Origin of the sequence: Thermoclostridium stercorarium subsp. stercorarium DSM 8532 (assembly GCF_000331995.1) — a bacterium.
Lineage (GTDB): Bacteria > Bacillota > Clostridia > DSM-8532 > DSM-8532 > Thermoclostridium > Thermoclostridium stercorarium.
The window spans coordinates 319,344-342,324 of record NC_020134.1 but is presented as its reverse complement, the minus strand read 5'-3'; the positions used below and the strand labels follow the sequence as shown (position 1 = coordinate 342,324).

General features: G+C 43.8%; 15 protein-coding genes and 1 pseudogene. 6 read left to right on the top strand and 10 right to left on the bottom strand.

Features of this window, described 5'->3' with window-relative positions; translation table 11 throughout:
* Nucleotides 1-135: 135 nt before the first annotated feature.
* The 3 genes from recR to CST_RS01430 all read right to left on the bottom strand — a co-directional run bounded on the left by recR (nt 136) and on the right by CST_RS01430 (nt 2,062).
* Nucleotides 136-735 carry a recombination mediator RecR gene (gene recR, locus CST_RS01440; RefSeq protein ID WP_015358031.1) on the bottom strand — a complete coding sequence of 200 codons (600 nt, stop codon included), beginning with the start codon at nt 733-735 and terminating at the stop codon, nt 136-138.
* 11 nt (nt 736-746) lie between these two features.
* Nucleotides 747-1,097: a YbaB/EbfC family nucleoid-associated protein gene (locus tag CST_RS01435; protein ID WP_015358030.1), complete on the bottom strand. Its 351-nt coding sequence runs from the start codon at nt 1,095-1,097 to the stop codon at nt 747-749.
* Nucleotides 1,098-1,171: 74 nt separating this feature from the next.
* Nucleotides 1,172-2,062, bottom strand: a complete 891-nt coding sequence (locus CST_RS01430) for an AraC family transcriptional regulator (RefSeq protein ID WP_015358029.1) — start codon at nt 2,060-2,062, stop codon at nt 1,172-1,174.
* A 279-nt stretch (nt 2,063-2,341) separates the two neighbouring features.
* On the opposite strand from CST_RS01430, the gene CST_RS01425 reads away from it, so the two are divergent.
* Nucleotides 2,342-4,096, top strand: coding sequence for an ABC transporter ATP-binding protein (locus CST_RS01425; RefSeq protein ID WP_015358028.1), 1,755 nt, complete (start codon nt 2,342-2,344; stop codon nt 4,094-4,096).
* Nucleotides 4,097-5,893, top strand: a complete 1,797-nt coding sequence (locus CST_RS01420; RefSeq protein WP_015358027.1) for an ABC transporter ATP-binding protein — start codon at nt 4,097-4,099, stop codon at nt 5,891-5,893. It abuts the gene before it with no gap.
* A gap of 10 nt (nt 5,894-5,903) precedes the next feature.
* Here the strand turns inward: CST_RS01420 and CST_RS01415 are convergent, their stop codons facing one another.
* Nucleotides 5,904-7,175 (bottom strand): homoserine dehydrogenase, encoded by a 1,272-nt coding sequence (locus CST_RS01415; RefSeq protein ID WP_015358026.1) that lies wholly within the window; start codon nt 7,173-7,175, stop codon nt 5,904-5,906.
* Nucleotides 7,176-7,498: 323 nt separating this feature from the next.
* Between CST_RS01415 and CST_RS01410 the strand changes: the two genes are divergently transcribed.
* The 3 genes from CST_RS01410 (at nt 7,499) to CST_RS01400 (ending at nt 10,358) form a co-directional block, all read left to right on the top strand.
* Nucleotides 7,499-8,791 (top strand): hypothetical protein, encoded by a 1,293-nt coding sequence (locus CST_RS01410; RefSeq protein WP_015358025.1) that lies wholly within the window; start codon nt 7,499-7,501, stop codon nt 8,789-8,791.
* Nucleotides 8,792-8,808: 17 nt separating this feature from the next.
* Entirely contained in the window at nt 8,809-9,687 is an 879-nt protein-coding gene (locus tag CST_RS01405; RefSeq protein WP_015358024.1) for a DUF6320 domain-containing protein, read from the top strand.
* A gap of 83 nt (nt 9,688-9,770) precedes the next feature.
* Entirely contained in the window at nt 9,771-10,358 is a 588-nt protein-coding gene (locus CST_RS01400) for a metallophosphoesterase family protein (RefSeq protein WP_015358023.1), read from the top strand.
* Here CST_RS01400 and CST_RS01395 read toward each other — a convergent pair.
* Nucleotides 10,355-12,316 carry a BMP family ABC transporter substrate-binding protein gene (locus tag CST_RS01395; protein WP_015358022.1) on the bottom strand — a complete coding sequence of 654 codons (1,962 nt, stop codon included), beginning with the start codon at nt 12,314-12,316 and terminating at the stop codon, nt 10,355-10,357. The two genes, CST_RS01400 and CST_RS01395, sit on opposite strands and share 4 nt — an antisense overlap.
* A 140-nt stretch (nt 12,317-12,456) precedes the next feature.
* Nucleotides 12,457-13,179, bottom strand: a complete 723-nt coding sequence (locus CST_RS01390) for a TraX family protein (protein WP_015358021.1) — start codon at nt 13,177-13,179, stop codon at nt 12,457-12,459.
* Nucleotides 13,180-13,405: 226 nt separating this feature from the next.
* On the opposite strand from CST_RS01390, the gene CST_RS01385 reads away from it, so the two are divergent.
* A complete protein-coding gene (locus CST_RS01385; protein ID WP_034840716.1) occupies nt 13,406-13,726 on the top strand; it encodes a hypothetical protein in 321 nt (106 codons plus the stop codon).
* 35 nt (nt 13,727-13,761) lie between these two features.
* On the opposite strand, the gene rpoC is transcribed toward CST_RS01385, so the two are convergent.
* The 4 genes and pseudogenes from rpoC to truA all read right to left on the bottom strand — a co-directional run bounded on the left by rpoC (nt 13,762) and on the right by truA (nt 22,974).
* A complete protein-coding gene (gene rpoC / locus CST_RS01380; protein WP_015358019.1) occupies nt 13,762-17,301 on the bottom strand; it encodes a DNA-directed RNA polymerase subunit beta' in 3,540 nt (1,179 codons plus the stop codon).
* 241 nt (nt 17,302-17,542) lie between these two features.
* Nucleotides 17,543-21,098: pseudogene (gene rpoB, locus CST_RS01375) on the bottom strand (DNA-directed RNA polymerase subunit beta); the annotation flags it as partial.
* Nucleotides 21,099-21,916: 818 nt separating this feature from the next.
* Nucleotides 21,917-22,177, bottom strand: coding sequence for a hypothetical protein (locus CST_RS01370; RefSeq protein ID WP_015358017.1), 261 nt, complete (start codon nt 22,175-22,177; stop codon nt 21,917-21,919).
* Nucleotides 22,174-22,974: a tRNA pseudouridine(38-40) synthase TruA gene (truA, locus tag CST_RS01365; RefSeq protein WP_015358016.1), complete on the bottom strand. Its 801-nt coding sequence runs from the start codon at nt 22,972-22,974 to the stop codon at nt 22,174-22,176. The genes CST_RS01370 and truA overlap by 4 nt, the downstream gene beginning before the upstream one ends.
* Nucleotides 22,975-22,981: the final 7 nt, after the last annotated feature.

Sequence of the window (22,981 nt, the reverse complement as noted above, 5' to 3'; positions counted from 1 at the left end):
AATAAAAAACATGGCCGGCTGGGCTTACCTTAACCCTGACAAGCCATGTCTTTCTGAAAGAAAATTATTTGCTTTTTTTAAAACACTTGAAAAATGAAAGGAGTTTATTCGGTGTATACAAATCAATCAGCAAGTTTATATCTCCCTTCTGCCTTCCAGGGATTTTGCCAGTGTCACTTCGTCGGCATACTCAAGGTCGCCGCCCACGGGAAGGCCGTGCGCAATACGGGTTGTTCTTATCCCCATCGGTTTAAGAAGCCTTGCAATGTACATAGCCGTCGCTTCTCCTTCCACATCCGGGTTTGTGGCAAGGATTACCTCCTTCACTTCCCCGTTTCCGACACGTTTTATCAGAGACTTCATATTAATATCATCGGGCCCGATCCCGTCAAGGGGAGAGATAACCCCATGCAGTACGTGGTACAGGCCTTTATATTCCCTTATTCGTTCCATCGCCACAACGTCTCTTGGGCTTTCCACAACGCAAATTACCGAACGGTCCCTGTTCTGATTGCTGCAAATCCTGCAGGGATCAGTATCGGTCAGATCCCCACAGACCGAGCAATAATGGATTGTTTTTTTGGCGTCTATTATTGCGTTGGCAAATGCAATTGCCTTATCCATAGGCATATTCAGTATATGAAAAGCCAAACGCTGCGCCGTTTTATGCCCGATACCCGGAAGCTTTTCAAATTCATCTATAAGTCTGGCGACTGGTGCTGCATACATGCTCATGTCTCACTCCGTCAGAATAATCCCGGTATGTTTCCCAGTCCGCCTGTAAATTTGCTCATTACCGCCTCTGTTTCCTCATCTGCTTTGCGGAGCGCCTCATTTACCGCCGCCAGAATAAGATCCTGCAGCATTTCCACATCATCCGGATCAACTACGTCCTGGGATATTTCAATCTGTTTGATTTCCTTTCCACAGGTGGCTACAACCTTTACCGCACCACCGCCGCTTGTGGCTTCAACAGTCTTTTCAGCAAGTTCTTCCCTTGCCTTTTCCATTTCCTTCTGCAGTTTCATTGCCTGTTTCATAATATTGTTCATAGCGCCTCCGCCCATTCCCATGGGGAAGCCTCCTCTTTTGGCCATACGCTTACTCTCCTTTTTTACTAATTAATACTAAAATTATAAACTTAAAAGATAACATTTACAATCTTAAAAAATTACATCTGTTCATCTTCATTCTGCAAATGTGCTCTGAAAGCAGCTTTTCCGCCTGCCTTCCGGTAATGCATCGGCGAAATTCCGTAGTATTTCTTGAAAAGTTTACTGAAATAATATGCGTCGGTATACCCTACCTGTCTGGCTATTTCCTTGACTGAGGCATCGCTGCTTTCCAAAAGTTCGCATGCCTTTGAGAGTCTCAGGTGAATCAGGTAATTTATAGGCGATTCGCCTGTAGCATCCTTAAAAACCTTCGAAACATAAACGGGACTCAGGTACGTATTTGCTGAAATCTGAGCCAGTGAAATAGGCTTCATATAGTTTTCGTTTAAAAAGGCTATAATATTATCCACCATGGCGGTTTTTCCGTAACGTTCTATCGGAATTACATCCTTTTCGGGCCTGCAGACCGAAAAATAACGCTCTTTAATAATATATACCAGCAATTTCATTACAATGCATTTAAGCATTAAAACACTTGTCTCGTCGTTTCTCTGCTGTTCGGAAATAATTTCATTGATACAGCTGATAACTTCCTGACGATAACGGTTAAGCCCAAACAGCGGCTCTTCGCCTTTAGGTATCAGATAATTTTCTGGAAGTCCCTTTAAATGGAGATCGGAAATTCCAACATGGAACTCCTCAATCCGCTGTTTTCCCGTCAGAATTCGGTGGTGCGTCACTTCAGGATTGCATATGAAAAACGTCCCTGCGCCAACGTCATATATCTTTCCGCCGACCTCATACTTTCCTTCTCCGCCAAGAATATATATCAGAGACAAAAAATCATGGGAATGGCTTTCAGTTTTATTCGCCTGATCAAAGAACCTGCGCATTATAAATAAAACTCTTGGATTAAAATGATGCGGGTTTATAATTTTAAAGTCCACGGCTAAATCTCCGCCTTTTAAAAACCGGGTAAATTATTTTATGCTTTTTCGTCTCAATAAATATTACCATAATACGGCCATACCGCTCAAGTATGACGAAAATACGACATGAAGTTAATATAATACATTTTCATGATAAGATTATACATTCCAATTAATCTTGCAAATATTTATAATTATACAGCAGAGGATAAAATATTTCATAATTATTTTATGTTTTTATGTTGTGGTTTTGCGGGGAAGAGAAAACTGCAACTCTTTTTGTGGGGGTATTTTTTTATGCCAAATATTAAATGGCTGTGGGGCTATCTTAAAAAATACGGCTGGATGTACGGAACCGGCCTTTTATTATTGACCTTTTTTTCGGTATTGAGCCTGTATGTACCGCAGATAATGGGAAGAATTGTAGACGAAGTTATAGAAGGCGGCAGAACGGAACTGTTAAAACCCCTTCTTCTTGCACTAATCGGTGCTACGGTTTTCAGAACAACTCTTGCGTATATTCACACCCTTCTTCAGGAAAAAACATCGCAAAACGTAATTCATGACATAAGAACCGAAGCCTACAGAAGGCTGAACGACCAGGATTTTACTTTCTTTGACAGGAACAGAACCGGCGATATCATGGCGAGGATGACCGGAGACATGGACGCTGTAAGGCATTTTCTCGCTCATGTAATTCCCCAGTTTGTCAAGGGAACAGTAACCTTTGTTTTCGCAATATGGATGATGCTTCGGATAAACGTAACGTTTGCGCTGTGTATTTTCGCGCTGATGCCGGTTACCTGTTTAATTACCACAAGGTTCGGTAAAGAAATCCTGCCTGTATTGCAGGAAGTAAGACAACAATTTTCAAGGCTTAATACCGTTGTTCAGGAAAATGTCAGCGGGCACAGGGTTGTTAAGGCGTTTGCCCGGGAAGATTTTGAGATAAATAAATTTGACAAGGTAAATGAAGACTACAGAAAAGCAAATATAAAAACCGCGAGGATGTGGGAAAAATTTCTCCCTCCACTCGACTTTATGTGTAATATGAATTTGTTCATTATACTAATTGTCGGAGGTCTCTTCGTTTCAAAAGGCTCCATCACCGTGGGAGAACTCGTGATATTCCACGGCCTTGCCCAGAGGTTCAATATTCCGCTGCGGATGATAGGGTGGCTTACGAGCGACTTCCAGCGCTTTAACGCAAGCAGCAGTAAAATACGGGAATTAATGTATCAGGAACCGAAAATCAAAAATGTCGGTATTAGAATTAAAAATCTGGACATTAAAGGAAAGATTGAATTCAGGGATGTAAATTTCGGTTATGGAGACAGCCATGTGCTTCATGATATAAATTTTGTCATTGAACCCGGTCAGACGGCCGCCTTTATAGGCGCGACAGGTTCGGGCAAAAGTACCATTATGAATCTTATCCTGAGATTTTATGAGACAGACGAAGGCCTTATACTCGTTGACGGCATAAATGTCAAGAATATCGATCTTAAAACGCTGAGGAACAAAATATCCATCGCAATGCAGGATGTTTTCCTTTTCACGGACACGATAGAAGGAAATATCTCTTACGGAGTTCCAAATGCCACTTTTGAGGACGTTAAACGAGTGGCCGAAATTGCCGAGGCCGATGAGTTCATAAGGGAACTTCCCGATGGTTACGACACCATTGTAGGCGAAAGGGGTGTAGGCCTTTCGGGCGGGCAGAAACAGAGAATCGCCCTTGCCAGAACTTTATTAAAAAATCCCGATGTTCTGATACTGGACGACACAACTTCAAGCCTCGATCTTGAAACAGAATTCAAGATACAGAAGGCGCTTGAAAAACTGAACAAAAAGAGAACTACGCTGATAATTACCCACAGAATTTCCTCAATAATGAACGCCGACCAGATTTTTGTCATGGACAAGGGAAGGATTGTAGAAAGAGGAACCCATGAAGAACTGCTGAAAAAAAGAGGCTTATATTACGATGTATACGTCAATCAGATGGGCGATTTTGACTTAAATCTGACTGAAAACAGGGAGGTTTGCTGAATGGCACGGAATAAATTCGATGTGGATGAAACCCTTGAAACCGAGTTTAATATAGAACATATAAAAAGGCTATGGACATATATAAGGCCCTACAAAAAAGAACTTTTTACAACCCTGTTAATGATGATTCTTTCAAACCTCGCAGTACTGCTTGGTCCATACCTTTTAAGGTATGCCATAAACAGCATTATACCGGCACATGATACATTAAGCCTTATTCTGGTTTCACTTTTGTTTCTTTTTTCAATTTACATAAGTATGATCTGCTTGAAATACAGGATCAGAATGATGTCGCAGATTGCCCAGAACGTAATACTGAACCTGAGGCGTGACCTGTTTGTCCATCTGCAGAAACTGTCTTTTAATTACTATGACAACAGACCTCACGGCAAAATAATCATAAGGGTTGTGAACTATGTCAATTCTTTGAATGATCTTCTTCAAAACGGCATCATCAACATGATGACCGATTTGTTCAGCCTGGTTCTGATAATTGGTTTTATGCTGTCAATCAATGTCCGGCTGACCCTTGTAAGCCTTACAGGCGTTCCGGTGCTTGTGGCCGTGCTGTTCATTCTCAAGAAAATGCAGAGGGAACGCTGGCAAAAAGTCAGCCGCAAACAATCCAACATGAACGCATACCTGCATGAGACAATTAACGGCATGAAAGTAACTCAGTCCTTTGTGAGGGAGGAAGAAAACGAGAAAATATATGAGCGAACCAGTAACGAGTGCCGTACTTCCTGGATTTCGGCAGTCAGGGCAAATGCATTGTTATGGCCAATAACAGAAAATATCTCTGTTCTGACTATATCTTTAATGTACATTGCCGGCGTTGTATGGATCGCAAATGAGGATATTGCCGTAGGTGATTTCATCGCCTTTGCGTCCTATATAAGCAATTTCTGGGCTCCGATAACAAACCTCGGGAATTTTTATAACCAGATTATTCAGGCAACGGCGTATCTGGAACGAATATTTGAAACCCTTGATGAGCCCATATTGATTAAAAATGCGGAGGACAGTTATCCGCTTCCTCCGATAAAAGGTGAAGTGGAATTTAAAAATGTGGTATTCTGCTATGAAAAGGACATACCCGTATTAAAAAACGTAAGTTTTAAAGTTAATCCCGGTGAAACAATCGCGCTGGTCGGTGCCACCGGTTCGGGTAAAACCACAATTATAAACCTGCTCAGCCGTTTTTATGATATACAGAGCGGACAAATACTGATAGACGGCCATGATATTAAAAAAGTAACCCTTGAATCTCTCAGAAGTCAGGTGGGCGTAATGTTACAGGATACTTTTATTTTCTCCGGGACGGTAATGGACAACATCCGGTACGGAAAACCCGACGCCACCGACGAAGAAGTAATTCAGGCAGCGAAAGAAGTTATGGCCCACGATTTTATAATGGAAATGGAAAACGGCTATTATACCGAAGTCAATGAACGGGGATCCAGGCTTTCGGTCGGGCAGCGTCAGTTGATTTCCTTTGCGAGGACGTTGCTTTCCGATCCCAAAATTCTTATCCTTGACGAAGCCACTTCCTCCATTGATACAAAAACCGAAAAAGCCATCCAGATCGCTCTTGAAAGGTTGCTTAAAGGCCGCACGGCGTTTATTATCGCCCATAGACTTTCGACCATTAAAAATGCCGACCGTATATTACATATATCCCATGGAAGAATTACCGAGGCGGGAACCCATGAGGAACTGATGAAGCTGAAGGGAGATTATTACAAACTCTACATGAGCCAGTATAAACTGCTTCACGGAGGAAGGGAAGCGGTTTAGCTTCCCTTTTTTATTCTTCAACCCTGATTAGATTATCAACGCTTATAACGTATTTACTTTCACGGATTTCAGCGATGGCTTTCTGTATCGACTTTTCAGAGGCTTCATGTGTAACAAATATCAGTGGCGCTGTTGTGTCGCCATATCCTTTTTGAATAACCGACGCTATACTTACTTGGTATTTTCCAAAATAGCCTGCTATTTCGGCCAGAACTCCCGGCTGGTCCTTTACGGTCAACCTTACATAATACTTTGTCTTCCAGTCATCATTGTAAACCGCATCAGCCGTTTTCTTGCCAAAATCCATATACCGGTGCTCTTTTCTGCCGCAGGCGGTGAGTATATCGGACACAACCGCGCTGCCCGTTGGAAGATCACCCGCTCCGCGCCCGAAAAACATCATATCGCCGAAACAGTCGCCTTTAAGGTATACGGCATTGAAAGAGCTTCTTACCGAAGAAAGCGGATGATTCAGCGGAATAAACGTGGGATGAACCCGCGCTTCCACCTTTCCGTCATTATCCTTTGCAATTGCCAGCAATTTCAGTGCGTAACCCAGCTCCCGGCCGTAGGATATGTCTTCAAGGGTAATGTTTGTTATTCCTTCCCTCAGAATGTTGTCCAGATGCACCCTTTTGTGAAAACAAAGAGTTGAAAGAATTGAAAGTTTGAACGCAGCATCGTATCCCTCTATGTCAGCTGTCGGATCGGGTTCAGCATATCCCAGTTCCTGGGCTTTTCGCAATGCTTCTTCAAACCTTTCATTGTTTTCGGACATTTTTGTTAAAATATAATTCGTCGTTCCGTTTATAATTCCCATTATTCTTTCAATCCGGTTTGCCTGAAGGGATTCCTGTATTGCTTTTATTACGGGGATTCCGCCGCATACACTGGCTTCATAGTAGAGCCCGGCACCGCTTGCCTTTGCCGCTTCGTCAAGTTTTTCCCAATGTCTTGCTATTACTTCCTTGTTTGCGGTTACAACGGTCTTGCCGCTGTTCAGTGCTTTAAGAAGATATTCCAACGCCGGTTTCTCGCCGCCGATGAACTCGGCTACTATGGAAATTTCCGGATCATTCAGTATATCATCGGGATTATCGGTAAGTATATTTCTGTCCACCTCAACTGCCCTTTTTTTGTTAATATTTCTGACCAGTATTCTTTTTATATTAATACGCAGATCCTCTTTCTCCTCGAATTCTTTTTTGCGCATTTGAAGGATTTTATAAACACCGCTACCCACATTTCCAAGCCCAAGGAAAGCTATCTGGACCTCACGCATACGAATTCCTCCTATTTCTTACAGTCCATACGGTTTGCATTATTATACCACACCACTGTTTAATTTCAATATTAATAATTAACTGAGAAGATGTGTTCAGCTTATGATAATGTCATCTGTTAATTATTTCGGTAAAATGTCATTATGAAGTGTAAGGGGCAATAAAGGAATTATTGCGGAGCCTGGTTATCAATGCGCCATGGAATAACGGAAGGAATCCTCAGACTTATCCATAAATAAGGTAATCAAAGAGGTTGTTACGTTATGCCGGTTATGTTATATTGAAAGTACAAATTTAAACTCATCTGTACAGGAGATTCAAAATGCCGGTGAACAAACAGGGAAAAAAGAACAGAACATGGTATCGGCTTGACAATGCCGCAATACTGTATCCGTCAATACAGACTGACAGAATCTCAACGGTATTCAGGCTGTCGGCCACATTGACCGAAGCAGTCGATCCGTTTCTTCTTCAGACCGCTCTCACCAAAGTAATAGACAGGTTCCCCTACTACAGGGTTAAACTGAGCAAGGGACTGTTCTGGTACTATCTTGAACACAACCCGAAAACACCCCGCGTGGAAAAAGACGTGCAATATCCCTGCGGAAAACTTTCTCCTGTTTTTAACCGCAACTACCTGTTCAGAGTAAGGTATTACAACCGGCGTATTGCCGTTGAATTTTGCCACGTACTTACCGACGGGACGGGAGCGTTAACTTTTTTGAAATCCCTTGTATTTCAGTACCTGAAGGAAACAGGAAAAAAACTTACCGACAAAACCGGCATACTGACAATTGATGAAGAGCCTGACGAAGAAGAATTTGAAGACGCATATAACCGTTTTTACAAGCCGTCACTTCCGCTGCCTGAAACCGGAGAGCCCGCTTTTCACCTGAAGTCAAAACTTGTGAAAAAAGGCATTTATTATGTGATTACCGGCATTGTTCCATTGAAAGACATACTGGCGAAAGCAAAAGAATACAACGTATCCCTTACCGTGTTCCTGACCGCCGTTTATATGGACGCAATGCAGGAAATACAAAACAAATACGTGAAAAATCCGAGGAAAAAGAAGCCCATTTCCATATCGGTGCCTGTAAATATGAGGAATATTTATCCTTCCAGAACCATGAGGAATTTCTCACTGTTTGTAGTACCGAGAATAGATCCCCGCCTTGGCGACTATACTTTTGAGGAAATACTTAAAATTGTCCATTATACGATGATGACCGAGATAAACGAAAAGTCCATCAGCAGGCAATTAAGCAGAAACGTGGGAGGACAAAGGAATCCTTTTGTCCGGATTGTTCCGCTGTTTATAAAACGTATGTTTTTCCCGTTATTGTACAGAAAACTCGGCGAGAACCTGTTTTCAGGCACAATTTCAAACCTTGGCCTGGTCAAAGTGCCCGATGAGATGGCTCAATACATAGAAAGAATTGATTTCACTCCAGGTCCCGGCCCTGTGAACAAAACAGGCTGCTCGGTCACAGGCTTTAAAGACAAACTGTATATAACTTTCGGAAGGCTTACTGAAGAAGCCGAGCTTGAAAGAATCTTTTTTACCAAGCTGGTTAAAATGGGTATACATGTTACGATAGAGAGTAATGAATAGTTTTTGAGGTGGTTTTTATGCCATACTGTGTTAAATGCGGCGTAGAGCTTGACACTAAGCTTAAAGCCTGTCCTTTGTGCAAAACCCCTGTTTATATGCCAGACGAAACTGATGAAAATGCAAACAAACCATATCCTGAAAGAATACAAAAGGAACATCCCAGGTACGTGAATTTAGTGCCTAGTAAAGCTTTTGTATATCTTATGACGTTTATTCTCATAATACCGCTTATTGTATGCCTGATGATTGATTTACGCAAAAACGGCACGATAACTTGGTCTTTTTACCCTGTCACATCAATAATTCTTGTATGGATACTCATGGCATATCCCGCCCTTATGAAACGATACAGCTTTCTGAAGGTGCTGACTATAGATATTTATTCGCTCGTACTGTTTTTGATTTCCCTTGACGCATATTCGGGGAATTTCCTGAGCTGGTCGGTGTACCCTGTCGCATCCCTTCTGCTTGTATGGGTTTATTTTCTGCTGGGCTTCCTTTTCGGAAAAAGACATCCCTTTTTTCTTGCCTTCATTGCATACATCAGCACCGGATTGTACTTATATTTAATCGAGCAGGCGACCGGAAGCTTGTGGTTCTTTGACCTTGCCCTGCCATTACTTACACTGCTTCTTGCATTAACGCTGCTGACCTTTATTCTTTCCCGCTTTAAGTTTTTCGGAGGCATTGCTCTGGTAGGGCTTATTTTCTGTGCCATAAGTGCTTTTTGTTTCGGGGCGGAATTTATTATAAACCGTTTTGTCTTTGGGAACGGCCTGTCACTGTTCTGGTCACTGATTGTTGCAGGCGTACTGCTTCCGATAGCGGCTTTTCTGTTTTTTGTGCAGAGAAATGAGGAACTGCGTTTATATCTGGAAAAGAAATTTCATATATAACAGGTTTGAATACGAAGTATTATTTTGGTACAATGATTTCAATATAAGCTGGAAGTATAAGCTTACAGGTTTCGGAGGTACAAATGAAAATTTTACTTGTGGCCGATAAGGAAAACGACTTTATATGGGACCATTTCGACGCCGAACGGTTTAAAGGCATTGAGCTGATAATATCCTGTGGCGATCTTCAGCCCAGTTACCTGTCATTTCTGGTTACAATGATTAACGTACCGCTTTTCTATGTCCATGGCAACCACGACACAATTTACACCCATCATCCGCCCGAGGGATGCGATTCAATTGAAGACAGGATAGTAACATTCAAGGGATACAGATTTCTTGGACTTGGCGGAACCATGAAATACAGCGGCCGCCCGCATCAGTATACAGAAAGGGAAATGGAAAAAAGAATACGCAAACTAAAACGGCAGATCAGAAAACATAACGGATTTGACATCCTTGTCACCCATGCGCCTGCCTTTGGCATCGGGGACGGAAAAGACCTGTGCCATACCGGTTTTAAAAGTTTTCTGACCCTTATGGATGAATACAGCCCCAAATACATGTTTCATGGCCACATGCATCTTAATTACGGCAGAATAGAAAGAATACAGCAATACAAAAACACTACAATCATAAATTGTTATGATCATTATATCATTGATATTTAGGTCATTTTTCCGGTGGACAGATCGGAAAAATCGTAAAATGTATCAATTTCCGGTATTTCGCCGTTTATAAAATCCAGCAGCCAGTCCATTGAGAAAATTTCTTCCCTTGATGCCGATTTGCCCGCAGGAATTCTCAGTCTTCCCTGTTGATCATACAGTGGCCCGGAAAATACATTGAACCTTCCTTCTATGATTGAATCCTTCAAAAAGTTGATTAATTTTTGGGTTTCAGGCGGTATAAGCCTTCTTGAATAGAAAAAGTCCAAAATCCCAGAGTCCATTCCCCACCAGTAGTTTCTTATAACGCCTTTTCCCGTCCCGTCTGCGGAAGAGCGGATACCGCCTTCCATAATACTGCGGACCATTTTTTCGTAAAAAATTCCCCAGTTCCAGACAGGCACCGAAATATAGTTCTCTACCGTATAATTTTCTTCCTTTTCGTCATACCGTATGGAGTAAACGCCGTATTCCTTTGAAAATTTCCGGTTGGCCAGTGTATTATGGTGGGAGATTATATCAACGCCCCTTCGGGCAAGTTTCAGGCCGGCGGAATTCGTACTCGCCTCATTATCCCAGTCACAGGTCCACTCCACGAAAATTTCCGCGTCTGCATTCACCATTTTCGCACCAAGGGCGAAAGCGTTAATGCTGCTTATCACTTCAGCAGTCGGGCATGTTGCAATGTATCCGATTTTATCGGTCTTTGTAAGAGCCCCCGCAGTTATTCCGGCCAGAAAACGCGGTTCGTGGATCCTTCCGAAATAGGTTCTTACATGCTTAAAAGAATACATATTCGAGCAGTTTAGGAATATTATATTCGGATATTCCAGCGCCAGTTTCAGCGTGGCATTAATCATTTCGGGGCTTGTTGAGAAAATAACCTCACACCCCTGATCCACAAGACTTTTTAAATAATGATAAGCTTCCAGCGTTTCAGGGACATGATCTATACAAACCGTCTCAACCTGATCCTTCATAACCTTTTCCAGATGCATTCTGCCCAGTTCATGGGCGTAGGACCAGCTTGACGTTTTTATATCCTTCGCGATGGCGAAACCCACCTTAATCTTTTCTTCATGCCGCCTGATTGTCGTAAGCCTGCTTAAAAAACTTCTCTCATCCTTCAGAACAGGCTGGGTTTCTATATGGATATCCGAGTTGTGCTTGTAATAGTCCAGTTCAAGAATAAACCTTTCAAGAGAAGGTCTCAGCTCATCTTCAAAAAACTGTTCGGGGACACCGTTTAACCTTATGTAATCCAAAAACGCGTCGCCTGTGGTTATCGGCAAATTCTGCCCCCCGAGCTCATGGTAAACCTTCCTGAAAACGCGGTATACCGCATTCAGGAAGAATCTGAACCTTTCCTTGCCTTTCAGCATTAAATTAGGCGGCTCATAATTCCGGATCAATTTCCACAGCGCATCAAAGCTTCTTTCATCGGAAAACCATATTTCATTTATGCCTGTATTCCTGTAAAATTTCAGAAAAGCATAATACAGCCGTATATCCTTATTCTGTTCATCGTACTTTGGAATAAGCCTTATGACATGGGCGTTATAGCTGTACACATTTAAATATTTTAATACGCTGACGCGTTTGTTGCCCTCCACGACATAAAACCAGTTAAGATATTCATACACCTTAATGGGATCTCTTAATCCCTCATTTATCTGCGCATCATAAACCGCCATCCACTTGGATGCAAACTCGCTGTCTTCATCCATCAACGGCATGAAATTTCTCGCGAAAGATGTGCTGCGCATATATGTATAGGTGCCTTTTATTTTCTTCACCGGTATTTCAACTATACCCAGATCCACTTCTGAGACTATTTCCATGTTCTTCAATATACCGTCCAGAAAAGGAAGATATCCGTTTCTGCCCTGGGAAATATAACTGGAATACTCTCGAATTGCCATCCGTCTTGCTGCTCTGTATACATCCGGTAACTGCCGCATAAAAGACACCTGCCTGATTTCAGTTTATCACTTTTTCAGGAATGGATTAAGTTAACATCCTGAAAGGGTTCATACTATAATTATAACTTTCCAAATCATTTATTCAAGCAATGCATCAAACAAGGAAATAATAAAAATCCTCATATAATCAGGTCTATTACGTACAGCACAATCAGATGCACGGGATAGAATACATAAAAAACATATTTTGCCTTTCTTCCCCTTTCGTTATTGTAAAGCGCAATAAGAGGAATGGCCATTAGAGAGTAAAGCTGGATTGAATCTGTAACAATAACGGTACCCGAAGTCACCAAACTCATTACAATGTCGTAAGCTGCATACGCCATATGCAGCGATATCACGCCAAACAGCATATAAAGTATATTTTCCCGTGTAAGATAAAAAACCAGTATGTACAATACACCGTATGCACCATAGTCCGCGCCTGCCGTTTCCGCCAGAATTGCAACGGCCAAGGCCGCCGTCCACGAAAGCCACTGCTTTTTAGACTTCAGCCTGTCATAAAGAGTAACTGCCAAAAGCCCGAAAAACAGCGTCGCAAATATATTGAACTTATAACGCACCCCAAAATCGGGATTGCCGGATATTTCAGCATAAACCCGCGAAAACCAGTCGGGAATCTGAAACAATACCGCACATATTCCCAACCTTGCCAAGTATTTTCTTACCGAACGGGTGTGAAAAAAGCCTTCGGCTATGAAAAAAGCAAAAATCGGGAAAGCAACCCGGCCTATTATCCGAAAAATTAATTTATCGGGAAAAAACAGAGCGCCTGCGTGATCTATAACCATTATAATGCATGCAATAATTTTCAGCTGAAAACCGTTCAAACCTTTTTTCATATAACCCCGCTTTTGCATTTGACACAAACATCTGCTTACAGTCTAATTTTACCGGAAATAAATTCAAAAATCCATAACAAATAAACCGGCATTTACGCGGTTTTCCTGTAAAACCGATGCACGCATCAGCAACCGAAATGGGCCTGTCTATTTCCCATTTTTTGTCTCTGAATCTTATATATGATATAATAAGCCTGTCCAAAAAATATTACAGGTAATGATTCAAATGAAAAAAGACAGTTCAAACATCAAATGCTGTAAAAACTGTATAAAAGGAATTCCGGTCGGGATAAGAAATGAAATACTGTGCCGTGAAAAGGGAATTGTTTCGCCCGACTTCTGCTGCTCAAAATTCATGCCCTTCGAGCTGGACATTCTGCAAAAACATCTGGGGTACAGGTGCTGCGACTGCGTTCACTTTACCTTTACCCCGAATCCGAAAAACAGCAACTACGGGGTATGCAGCATGTTCTCCGTACGCCCGTTTGACGGAAGTGAGAAAAAAGCATGTTCAAAATTCAGAAAAAGAAGCAAAAGAACAGCATAGCAGCGGCAAAAGCCGCTGCTTTTTTATAGAAATTTTTACAGTTTTTCAAGCTGGGTTTCTTCGCTGTTTTCCGCCGTATCAGATGCTCCGGCTTCAATTTCTATGTCGCGGTACCTGTTCATACCTGTTCCGGCGGGTATCAGTTTTCCGATGATAACGTTCTCTTTAAGACCCAGCAGAGGATCGGTCTTACCTTTAATGGCAGCCTCGGTCAGAACTCTTGTAGTTTCCTGGAAAGACGCTGCCGACAGGAATGAATCGGTAGCCAGTGCAGCCTTTGTAATACCAAGGAGAGCTCTCTTTCCTTCGGCTGGTCTCTTGCCTTCGGCTATTGCCTTGGCGTTTTCATCCTCAAACTCGAACATGTCAACAAGGCTTCCGGGCAACAGTCTCGTATCTCCTGATTCTTCAACCTTAACCTTCTTCATCATCTGCCTGATAATAATTTCAATATGCTTGTCATTAATATCAACACCCTGCAGTCTGTAAACCTTCTGCACTTCACTAAGCAGGTACGACTGAACTGCCTCAATACCCTTTATCTTCAGAATATCGTGCGGGTTGACCGAACCTTCGGTGAGCTCATCACCGGCTTCCACCCTCTGCCCGTCGCTTACCTTCAGCCTTGAACCGTACGGGATAAGGTAGGTCTGCGCTTCACCCGATTCGTTCGTCACAATTACTTCGCGTTTCTTCTTTGTGTCCTTTATCGTCACAACGCCTGATATTTCGGTTATTATGGCAAGTCCTTTCGGTTTTCTTGCCTCAAACAACTCTTCCACGCGCGGCAGACCCTGGGTGATGTCTTCTCCGGCAACACCGCCGGTGTGGAACGTACGCATCGTTAACTGCGTTCCGGGTTCTCCTATGGACTGAGCGGCTATTATACCTACAGCTTCGCCCACATTGACCGGTTCTCCGGTTGCAAGGTTCAGTCCATAGCATTTAGCGCATACGCCGTTTCTTGTACGGCAGGTCAGTACCGAACGGATCTTCACTTTATTGATTCCCTTTGATACTATTAACTGCGCCATATCGCTGTCAATCATTTCATGATGCCTTACAAGAACCTCTTTGGTTTCGGGATCGATTATGTCTTCGGCGGCATATCTTCCCGTAATTCTTTCCTCAAGGCTTTCAATCTTTTCACCGCTGCTTACGATATCGGTTACAGTAATACCATCCTCGGTATGACAATCTTCTTCACGCACTATAACATCCTGGCTTACGTCAACAAGGCGTCGGGTCAGATAACCTGAGTCCGCGGTTCTAAGAGCCGTATCCGCAAGTCCCTTTCTTGCACCGTGGGTGGATATGAAATATTCCAGAACGTTCAAACCTTCACGGAAGTTGGAGCGGATAGGAATCTCAATGGTCTTACCCGCGGTATCCGCCATAAGTCCGCGCATACCGGCAAGCTGACGAATCTGGTTGATATTACCGCGGGCACCCGAGTTCGACATCATGAACACCGGATTGAATTTGTCCATGCTGGCGATAAGCGCATTCTTAACATCTTCAGTGGTCTTATTCCATGCGTTTATGACCGCATTTCTTCTTTCCTCGTCGGTTATAAGTCCGCGGCGGTATTGTTTTGTTATCAATTCAATCTTTTTGTCCGTTTCTTCAAGGTATCTCTGCTTGATTTCGGGAATAATCATATCCGAAATACCTATTGTAATCGCACCCTTGGTCGAATACTTAAACCCAAGTCTCTTTATTTCATCCAGCACAAGCGCTGTCTTATGTGTACCGTTAACTTTGATGCATCGTTCAATTATTCTGCTCAGTTCTTTCTTACCTACGAGGAAATCCACTTCAAGGTTAAACATTGTTTCGGGATTGGTTCTGTCAACAAAGCCGAGGTTTTGCGGTATGGCCTCGTTGAAAATAAGCTTACCGACCGTGGTTTCAATTACCTTCGACTTTTTCACTCCGTCGACCATTCTGGTCATTTTAACCTTTATCTTCGCATGCAGTGACACGTAGCCGTTTTCATACGCCATTATGGCTTCTTCAGGTGATGAGAAAGCCTTGCCTTCTCCTTTGTCATTTTCCTTTTCAACGGTCAGGTAGTAACTTCCCAGTACCATATCCTGCGTGGGAACGGTTACCGGCTTGCCGTCCTGCGGCTTCAGCAGGTTATTGGCCGAAAGCATCAGAAATCTTGCCTCCGCCTGTGCCTCCGCAGACAGCGGTACGTGAACGGCCATCTGGTCACCGTCAAAGTCAGCGTTGTACGCCGTACATACCAGCGGATGCAACTGAATGGCACGACCTTCGACAAGAACGGGTTCGAACGCCTGAATACCAAGACGGTGCAACGTAGGTGCACGGTTCAGAAGCACAGGGTGCTCCTTGATAACCTCTTCGAGCACGTCCCAAACTTCTGTACGCACACGTTCAACCATTCTCTTTGCGCTTTTGATATTATGGGCAAGCCCTTTTTCCACCAGCCGTTTCATTACAAAGGGCTTAAACAGTTCCAGAGCCATCTCTTTCGGCAAACCGCACTGCCACAGCTTAAGCTCAGGACCGACAACAATAACCGATCTTCCTGAGTAGTCAACACGCTTACCCAGAAGGTTCTGACGGAAACGTCCCTGCTTACCTTTAAGCATGTCGGAAAGCGATTTTAAGGGTCTGTTCCCGGGACCGGTTACAGGACGGCCGCGGCGTCCGTTGTCTATTAAAGCGTCAACCGCTTCCTGGAGCATTCTTTTTTCATTGCGTACGATTATTTCAGGAGCGCCGAGATCCAGTAATTTCTTTAACCTGTTGTTCCTGTTGATTACACGGCGGTATAAATCGTTTAAATCACTTGTTGCGAAGCGTCCGCCGTCAAGCTGAACCATCGGGCGCAATTCGGGAGGTATAACGGGTATAACGTCGAGGATCATCCATTCGGGCTTATTACCCGACTGACGGAATGCCTCCACAACTTCAAGGCGTTTAATCGCCCTTATCCTCTTCTGGCCCGTGCTTTCCTCAATCTCTGCCCTTAATTCTTCCGCAAGGGCATCCAAATCTATTTCCTGCAACAGTTCCTTTATTGCTTCCGCGCCCATGCCGGCCCTGAAATTGTTTCCGAATTTTTCAAGGCTGTCTCTGTATTCCTTTTCACTGAGAATCTGCTTTTTGGACAACGGAGTCGTTCCCGGATCAATAACAACATATGCGGCAAAATACAATACCTTCTCCAAAGCCCTTGGAGACATGTCGAGCAATAACCCCATACGGCTGGGGATACCTTTGAAATACCATATATGTGAAACTGGTGCAGCCAGTTCTATATGCCCCATTCTTTCGCGTCTTACCTTGGATCTCGTTACTTCAACACCGCATCTGTCACAGACAATCCCCTTATAGCGTATGCGTTTGTATTTTCCGCAGTGACATTCCCAGTCCTTTGTAGGCCCGAAGATTCTTTCGCAGAACAAACCATCCCTCTCGGGTTTTAGGGTCCTGTAATTTATAGTTTCAGGCTTCTTCACTTCCCCGCGGGACCATTCACGGATTTTTTCAGGAGAAGCCAGACCAATTCGTATGGCTTCAAAATCTTTTAATTCAAACACGCTCGGTCACCCTCCTATATGTCATCATCGTCAAGCAGATCATCGTCATCGTCTATTCCGAACAACCTGTCAACAGCGTCCTCGTCCAGTTCTTCAGCATCCTCTAGACTGTCAAGGTCGGTGTCCACACTGAAGTCATCGTCGATGAAATCATCAGCGTCGGTATCGGAATCAATATCGGCATCGGTTTCGGAGCCGGAATCGGTGCCGTAATCCTCTTCAATCCTTGGGATTTCCTCACCTTCGCGTCCTTCAAGATTTACTTCCAGTTCATCATAATCGTCGTCCACCGATTCCTTAATCTCAATTTCATTATGTTCTTCGGAGAATACCTTAACGTCCAGGCAGAGGCTCTGAAGCTCCTTGATCAAAACTTTAAAGGATTCGGGTATACCCGGCTCCGGTACGTTCTCACCCTTGACAATAGCCTCATAGGTCTTTACACGCCCAACCACGTCGTCGGACTTGACGGTCAGCAGTTCCTGCAGGCTGTACGCCGCACCGTATGCTTCCAATGCCCAAACTTCCATTTCACCGAAACGCTGTCCGCCGAACTGTGCCTTTCCGCCCAAAGGCTGCTGTGTAACAAGGGAGTAAGGACCTGTTGAACGGGCATGGATCTTGTCATCTACCAGGTGGGCAAGTTTCAGGTAATACATATAACCCACGGTTACCCTGCTGTCAAAGGGCTCTCCGGTACGCCCGTCGTACAGAACAGTTTTCCCGTCCTCAGGCAGTCCGGCAAGTTTCAGGGTTTCAATAACGTCATTTTCGGTGGCACCGTCAAATACCGGTGTGGCAACCTTCCATCCAAGGGCTTTTGCCGCATATCCCAGGTGAACTTCCAGTACCTGACCGATATTCATACGCGACGGAACGCCAAGGGGATTCAACACAACCTGCAGCGGAGTTCCGTCGGGAAGGAACGGCATATCTTCCACAGGCAGAATCCTGGAAATAACACCCTTGTTACCGTGTCGCCCTGCCATTTTGTCACCGACAGATATCTTTCTCTTCTGGGCAACATAAACACGCACAAGCTGGTTTACTCCGGGCGGAAGCTCGTCGCCCATGTCACGGGAGAATACCTTTACGTCAACAACAATACCCGATTCACCGTGCGGAACCCTTAACGATGTATCACGCACTTCTCTTGCCTTTTCACCGAATATCGCACGTAAAAGTCTTTCTTCGGCGGTAAGCTCGGTTTCTCCCTTAGGCGTTACCTTTCCGACCAGTATGTCGCCGGCGCGCACTTCAGCACCGATACGTATGATTCCGCGTTCATCGAGATCTTTCAGCGAATCCTCGCCCACGTTCGGAATATCTCTGGTGATCTCCTCAGGTCCCAGCTTTGTATCACGGGCCTCTGCTTCATATTCTTCTATGTGAATTGACGTATAAACATCGTCCCTGACCAGTTCTTCGCTTATAAGAACGGCGTCCTCGTAGTTATATCCTTCCCACGTCATGAAACCAATCAGAACGTTTCTTCCCAGCGCCAGTTCGCCCTGATCGGTGGACGGTCCGTCGGCTATCACGTCGCCTTTCTTGACAATATCCCCTCTTCTGACAATGGGACGTTGATTAATACATGTTCCCTGGTTAGATCTCTTATATTTCAATAATTTATATACATCCTTTTTGCCGTCCTCACGGCGGATCACAATCTCGGTCGCGGACACGCTTTCCACAACACCGTCGGCCTTTGCCAGAACACAAACGCCGGAATCTATGGCTGCTTTATACTCAATACCCGTGGCAACAATAGGCGCTTCGGTACGGATAAGAGGAACAGCCTGGCGCTGCATGTTGGATCCCATCAGGGCGCGGTTTGCGTCGTCGTTTTCGAGGAACGGAATCATCGATGTAGCAACCGAAACAAGCTGTTTAGGCGAAACATCCATGAAGTCAACCTGATCGGGACTAACCTCTATGATCTGATCCTGGTAACGGCATCCTATTTTTTTATTAATAAAGCGCCCTTCCTCATCCAGCGGCTCGTTGGCCTCGGCAATTACATATCCGTCTTCCTCGTCCGCCGTCATGTAATACACTTCATTCGTAACCCGTCCGGTTGCTTTGTCCACTTTTCTGTACGGCGCTTCAATGAAACCATATTCGTTAACCCTTGCATATGTGCTCAACGAGCTGATAAGACCTATATTCGGGCCTTCAGGGGTTTCTATCGGGCACATCCTTCCATAGTGGGAATGGTGAACGTCGCGGACTTCAAAACCTGCCCGTTCACGGGACAATCCACCGGGGCCAAGAGCACTCAGACGGCGTTTATGAGTAAGCTCTGACAGCGGGTTAGTCTGATCCATGAACTGTGAAAGCTGCGAACTTCCGAAGAACTCCTTGATTGCAGCTGCAACAGGACGTATATTGATCAGCGCCTGAGGTGTCACAGCGTCAAGATCCTGGATTGTCATTCTTTCACGGATTACCCGTTCCATTCTTGCCAGACCTATACGGAACTGGTTCTGAAGCAGTTCACCGACCGAACGCAATCTTCTGTTCCCCAAATGGTCTATATCGTCAAGGGAACCAATTCCGTAATCCAGACCGAATATATAGTTTACCGTGGCAACAATGTCTTCTATGGTAATGGTCTTCGGTATGAGAAGGTCCTTGTTTTCAATAACTGCCCGCTTGATATCCTCATCATTGTCGTATTCATTAAGGATTTCCTTAAGAACGTCGTATCTTACCTTTTCGTTAATCCCTACCGATGCGGCGTCGAAATTAATATACGGCTGAATGTCTACGGTGTTATTGCCTATAACCTTTACCGTCTTTCCGTTAATATCCAGGTTAACGACATTTACTCCCGAATTCTGAATTTGCCATGCCACTTCGCTGGTAATAACCTGGCCCTTTTCAACAAGTATTTCGCCGGTCTGCCCGTCAACTATGTCTTCCGCTGCTATGTGATTGCGAATTCTCGCAGCCAGTGCGAGTTTCTTATTGAATTTATAACGACCCACTTTGGACAGATCATACCTCTTCGGGTCAAAGAACAGACCTGTCAGCAGAGCGCTTGCACTTTCAACCGTCGGTGGTTCGCCAGGGCGCAGGCGCTTGTATACTTCCAGAAGGCCTTCTTCTTCGCTTTTCGTATTATCTTTCTGAATTGTGGCCAAAAGTTTTTCTTCTTCGCCGAAAAGCTGCATAAGCTGGGCATCGGTTCCATACCCCAGTGCTCTCAGCAAAACGGTTATCGGTAGTTTCCTTGTTCTGTCGATTCTGACATATACCACGTTATTGGAATCGGTCTCGTATTCAAGCCATGCTCCCCTGTTGGGTATAACGGTAGTGGAATAAAGTTTTTTACCCAACTTGTCGCGATCCATAGAATAGTAAACACCGGGCGAACGGACCAGCTGGCTTACTATAACACGTTCGGCTCCGTTTATCACAAAAGTCCCGGTTTCGGTCATTAGCGGGAAATCTCCCATGAATATATCCTGTTCCTTAACCTCTCCGGTCTCCTTGTTGATAAGGCGTACTTTAACCTTCAGCGGAGCGGAGTAGGTGGCATCCCTTTCCTTGCATTCTTCAATCGAATATTTTATGTTATCGAGATCTAACGAATAGTCAATGAATTCCATAATCAGGTTGCCGGTATAGTCGGTTATCGGGGAAACATCTCTTAAGACTTCTCTCAAACCTTCATCCAGGAACCACTGATAGGAATTTTTCTGAACTTCAATCAGATTTGGCATTTCAAGAACTTCTTCAATCTTAGAATAGCTCATGCGGGTTGTTCGACCCAGTTTCACAGGATGTACCATCCAATATCACCTCATAATGTTATCTATTCATTTTTCATTAGACACTTCCGCATAATTTAATAGGCATCAGAAAACACTAAATACAAAACATAAGCAGCAAATATATGTATATATAATTAAAAAAGCAGTATATATTCTCCTAAAAACAACAAAAATAGATTAGGAAAACCGCGTTATCCACATCACATGATCCAATCTAAACCATCTGTTAAGGATTACATTCTCGCAGTTCAAACGCTATCAGTCTCCCAATCTATTATAATTTTTACTTTTTATTTGCCATAAACTATATTGTACCCTACGCATATATATGTTATAATAATAACGTCTCATATTTCCCGGATAAAGATATGCATGGACACAATACGATAATGCAGTATACGATTTTATCATATCTGCATCCAGTTGTCAATGCTTTATTATTTTTTTTGAACAGGATTTTGCCACAATCACGCCTTTCCGTCAAAGAATGTTTCCAACGCCCGGAATCGCGGTACTGCTGTTGTTTTCACGGAAATATGCCTATTGTTTGCCCTCATTAAATTTTTTCAAACCGTATTATACCACATATTTATAATTTGAACATAAAAAAGAACAAATTAATCAGATTCGATTACATTTGGCCCGGGTCATAAAGGGCAAATCTCTCCAAATCGCTGTAATACTTGTCTATTGTTTCATTCAACTGCTTCAGGTAAAGGGATGAATAACGATTATAAGGGACACTGACTTCATAAACATAAAAAAACCGCTTAAACGCGGTTTTGTCCGAAATTTAACATTTCATTATCCATGAGAGAGCATGGAAAGAAAAAAATTCAAACATCCTCAAGGCGTATTTCAAACCTGTCGAAATTTACGGGTTCGAGAAACTGATCATTCTGAAAGGACGTCCATCTGTATCTGGCAAACTCCCTTGTATTTTTTCCAAGCCACATCGGAACCGATATTCCCATTTTTCTGCACAATTCCACAAGAGACTGCTCCAGCTGTTTCTGGAACTTTCCTTCCCCGCTTAAGGCATACTCATCCTCCATCAATAATACTCTTCCCCTGTATATTCTGCCGGTTAATTTCATTCATCATCACCCCCGAAGCACTCCTCCCGACCGGGCCTCCCGTTGGGATTTTCCTCATCATAGAATACCTCCCACAGGTAAAGCCCGTAAGGGGGTGCGGTAATTCCGGCCAGCCGCCTGTTCTTTTTTTCCAAAAGCTCAGGTATGTTTTCAGCAGACCTTTTATTTAAACCCACTTCAACCATTGTCCCTGTCATTATCCGAACCATGTTGTAAAGAAAACCGTTTCCTGTTACGGTGTAAACAAAGCATCCTTCTTCCTCTGTCCATTCCGAAACATAGATCTCCCGCACGAAATTCTTCACGTTATGTCCGCTTGCACAGAATGCGGTAAAATCGTGCCGGCCGATAAAATAAGCCGCTGCCCTGTTCATGCTTTCAATATCGAGAGGCCATGGCACATGCCATGCACGTTTGTCCATAATTGGAGAACGCATCGGCCGGTTCAGGACTTTGTATTTATATGTCTTTTTTATTGCGGAGAACCTGGCATGGAAATCTGGGGAAACTTCCTTTGAAGAAATCACCGCAATACTGGGAGGAAGTACGGTATTAAGCACCACGGCGAATTTCTCAGCAGGTATTCGCGATTGGGTGTCGAAATGGGCTACCTGGCCGAAGGCATGAACACCGGCGTCTGTGCGGCCCGAACCCGTTACGCTTACTTTTTCCCCGGTTATTTTAAAAATTGCTTTTTCAATCTCTCCCTGGACCGAAAGCTGGTTGTTCTGGACCTGCCACCCATGGAAGAAGGAGCCGTCATATTCTATAACAAGCTTTATCCTTTTAAAGCCCACCTTTATC

Excerpts from the sequence above, each read along its gene's own strand:
- recR (WP_015358031.1), bottom strand. The coding sequence starts at position 735 with ATGAGCATGTATGCAGCACCAGTCGCCAGACTTATAGATGAATTTGAA.
- CST_RS01385 (WP_034840716.1), top strand. The coding sequence starts at position 13,406 with ATGAAAAAAGACAGTTCAAACATCAAATGCTGTAAAAACTGTATAAAA.
- CST_RS01400 (WP_015358023.1), top strand. The coding sequence starts at position 9,771 with ATGAAAATTTTACTTGTGGCCGATAAGGAAAACGACTTTATATGGGAC.
- CST_RS01420 (WP_015358027.1), top strand. The coding sequence starts at position 4,097 with ATGGCACGGAATAAATTCGATGTGGATGAAACCCTTGAAACCGAGTTT.
- CST_RS01410 (WP_015358025.1), top strand. The coding sequence starts at position 7,499 with ATGCCGGTGAACAAACAGGGAAAAAAGAACAGAACATGGTATCGGCTT.
- CST_RS01370 (WP_015358017.1), bottom strand. The coding sequence starts at position 22,177 with ATGAAATTAACCGGCAGAATATACAGGGGAAGAGTATTATTGATGGAG.
- CST_RS01390 (WP_015358021.1), bottom strand. The coding sequence starts at position 13,179 with ATGAAAAAAGGTTTGAACGGTTTTCAGCTGAAAATTATTGCATGCATT.
- CST_RS01435 (WP_015358030.1), bottom strand. The coding sequence starts at position 1,097 with ATGGCCAAAAGAGGAGGCTTCCCCATGGGAATGGGCGGAGGCGCTATG.
- CST_RS01425 (WP_015358028.1), top strand. The coding sequence starts at position 2,342 with ATGCCAAATATTAAATGGCTGTGGGGCTATCTTAAAAAATACGGCTGG.
- CST_RS01405 (WP_015358024.1), top strand. The coding sequence starts at position 8,809 with ATGCCATACTGTGTTAAATGCGGCGTAGAGCTTGACACTAAGCTTAAA.
- CST_RS01415 (WP_015358026.1), bottom strand. The coding sequence starts at position 7,175 with ATGCGTGAGGTCCAGATAGCTTTCCTTGGGCTTGGAAATGTGGGTAGC.
- CST_RS01395 (WP_015358022.1), bottom strand. The coding sequence starts at position 12,316 with ATGCGGCAGTTACCGGATGTATACAGAGCAGCAAGACGGATGGCAATT.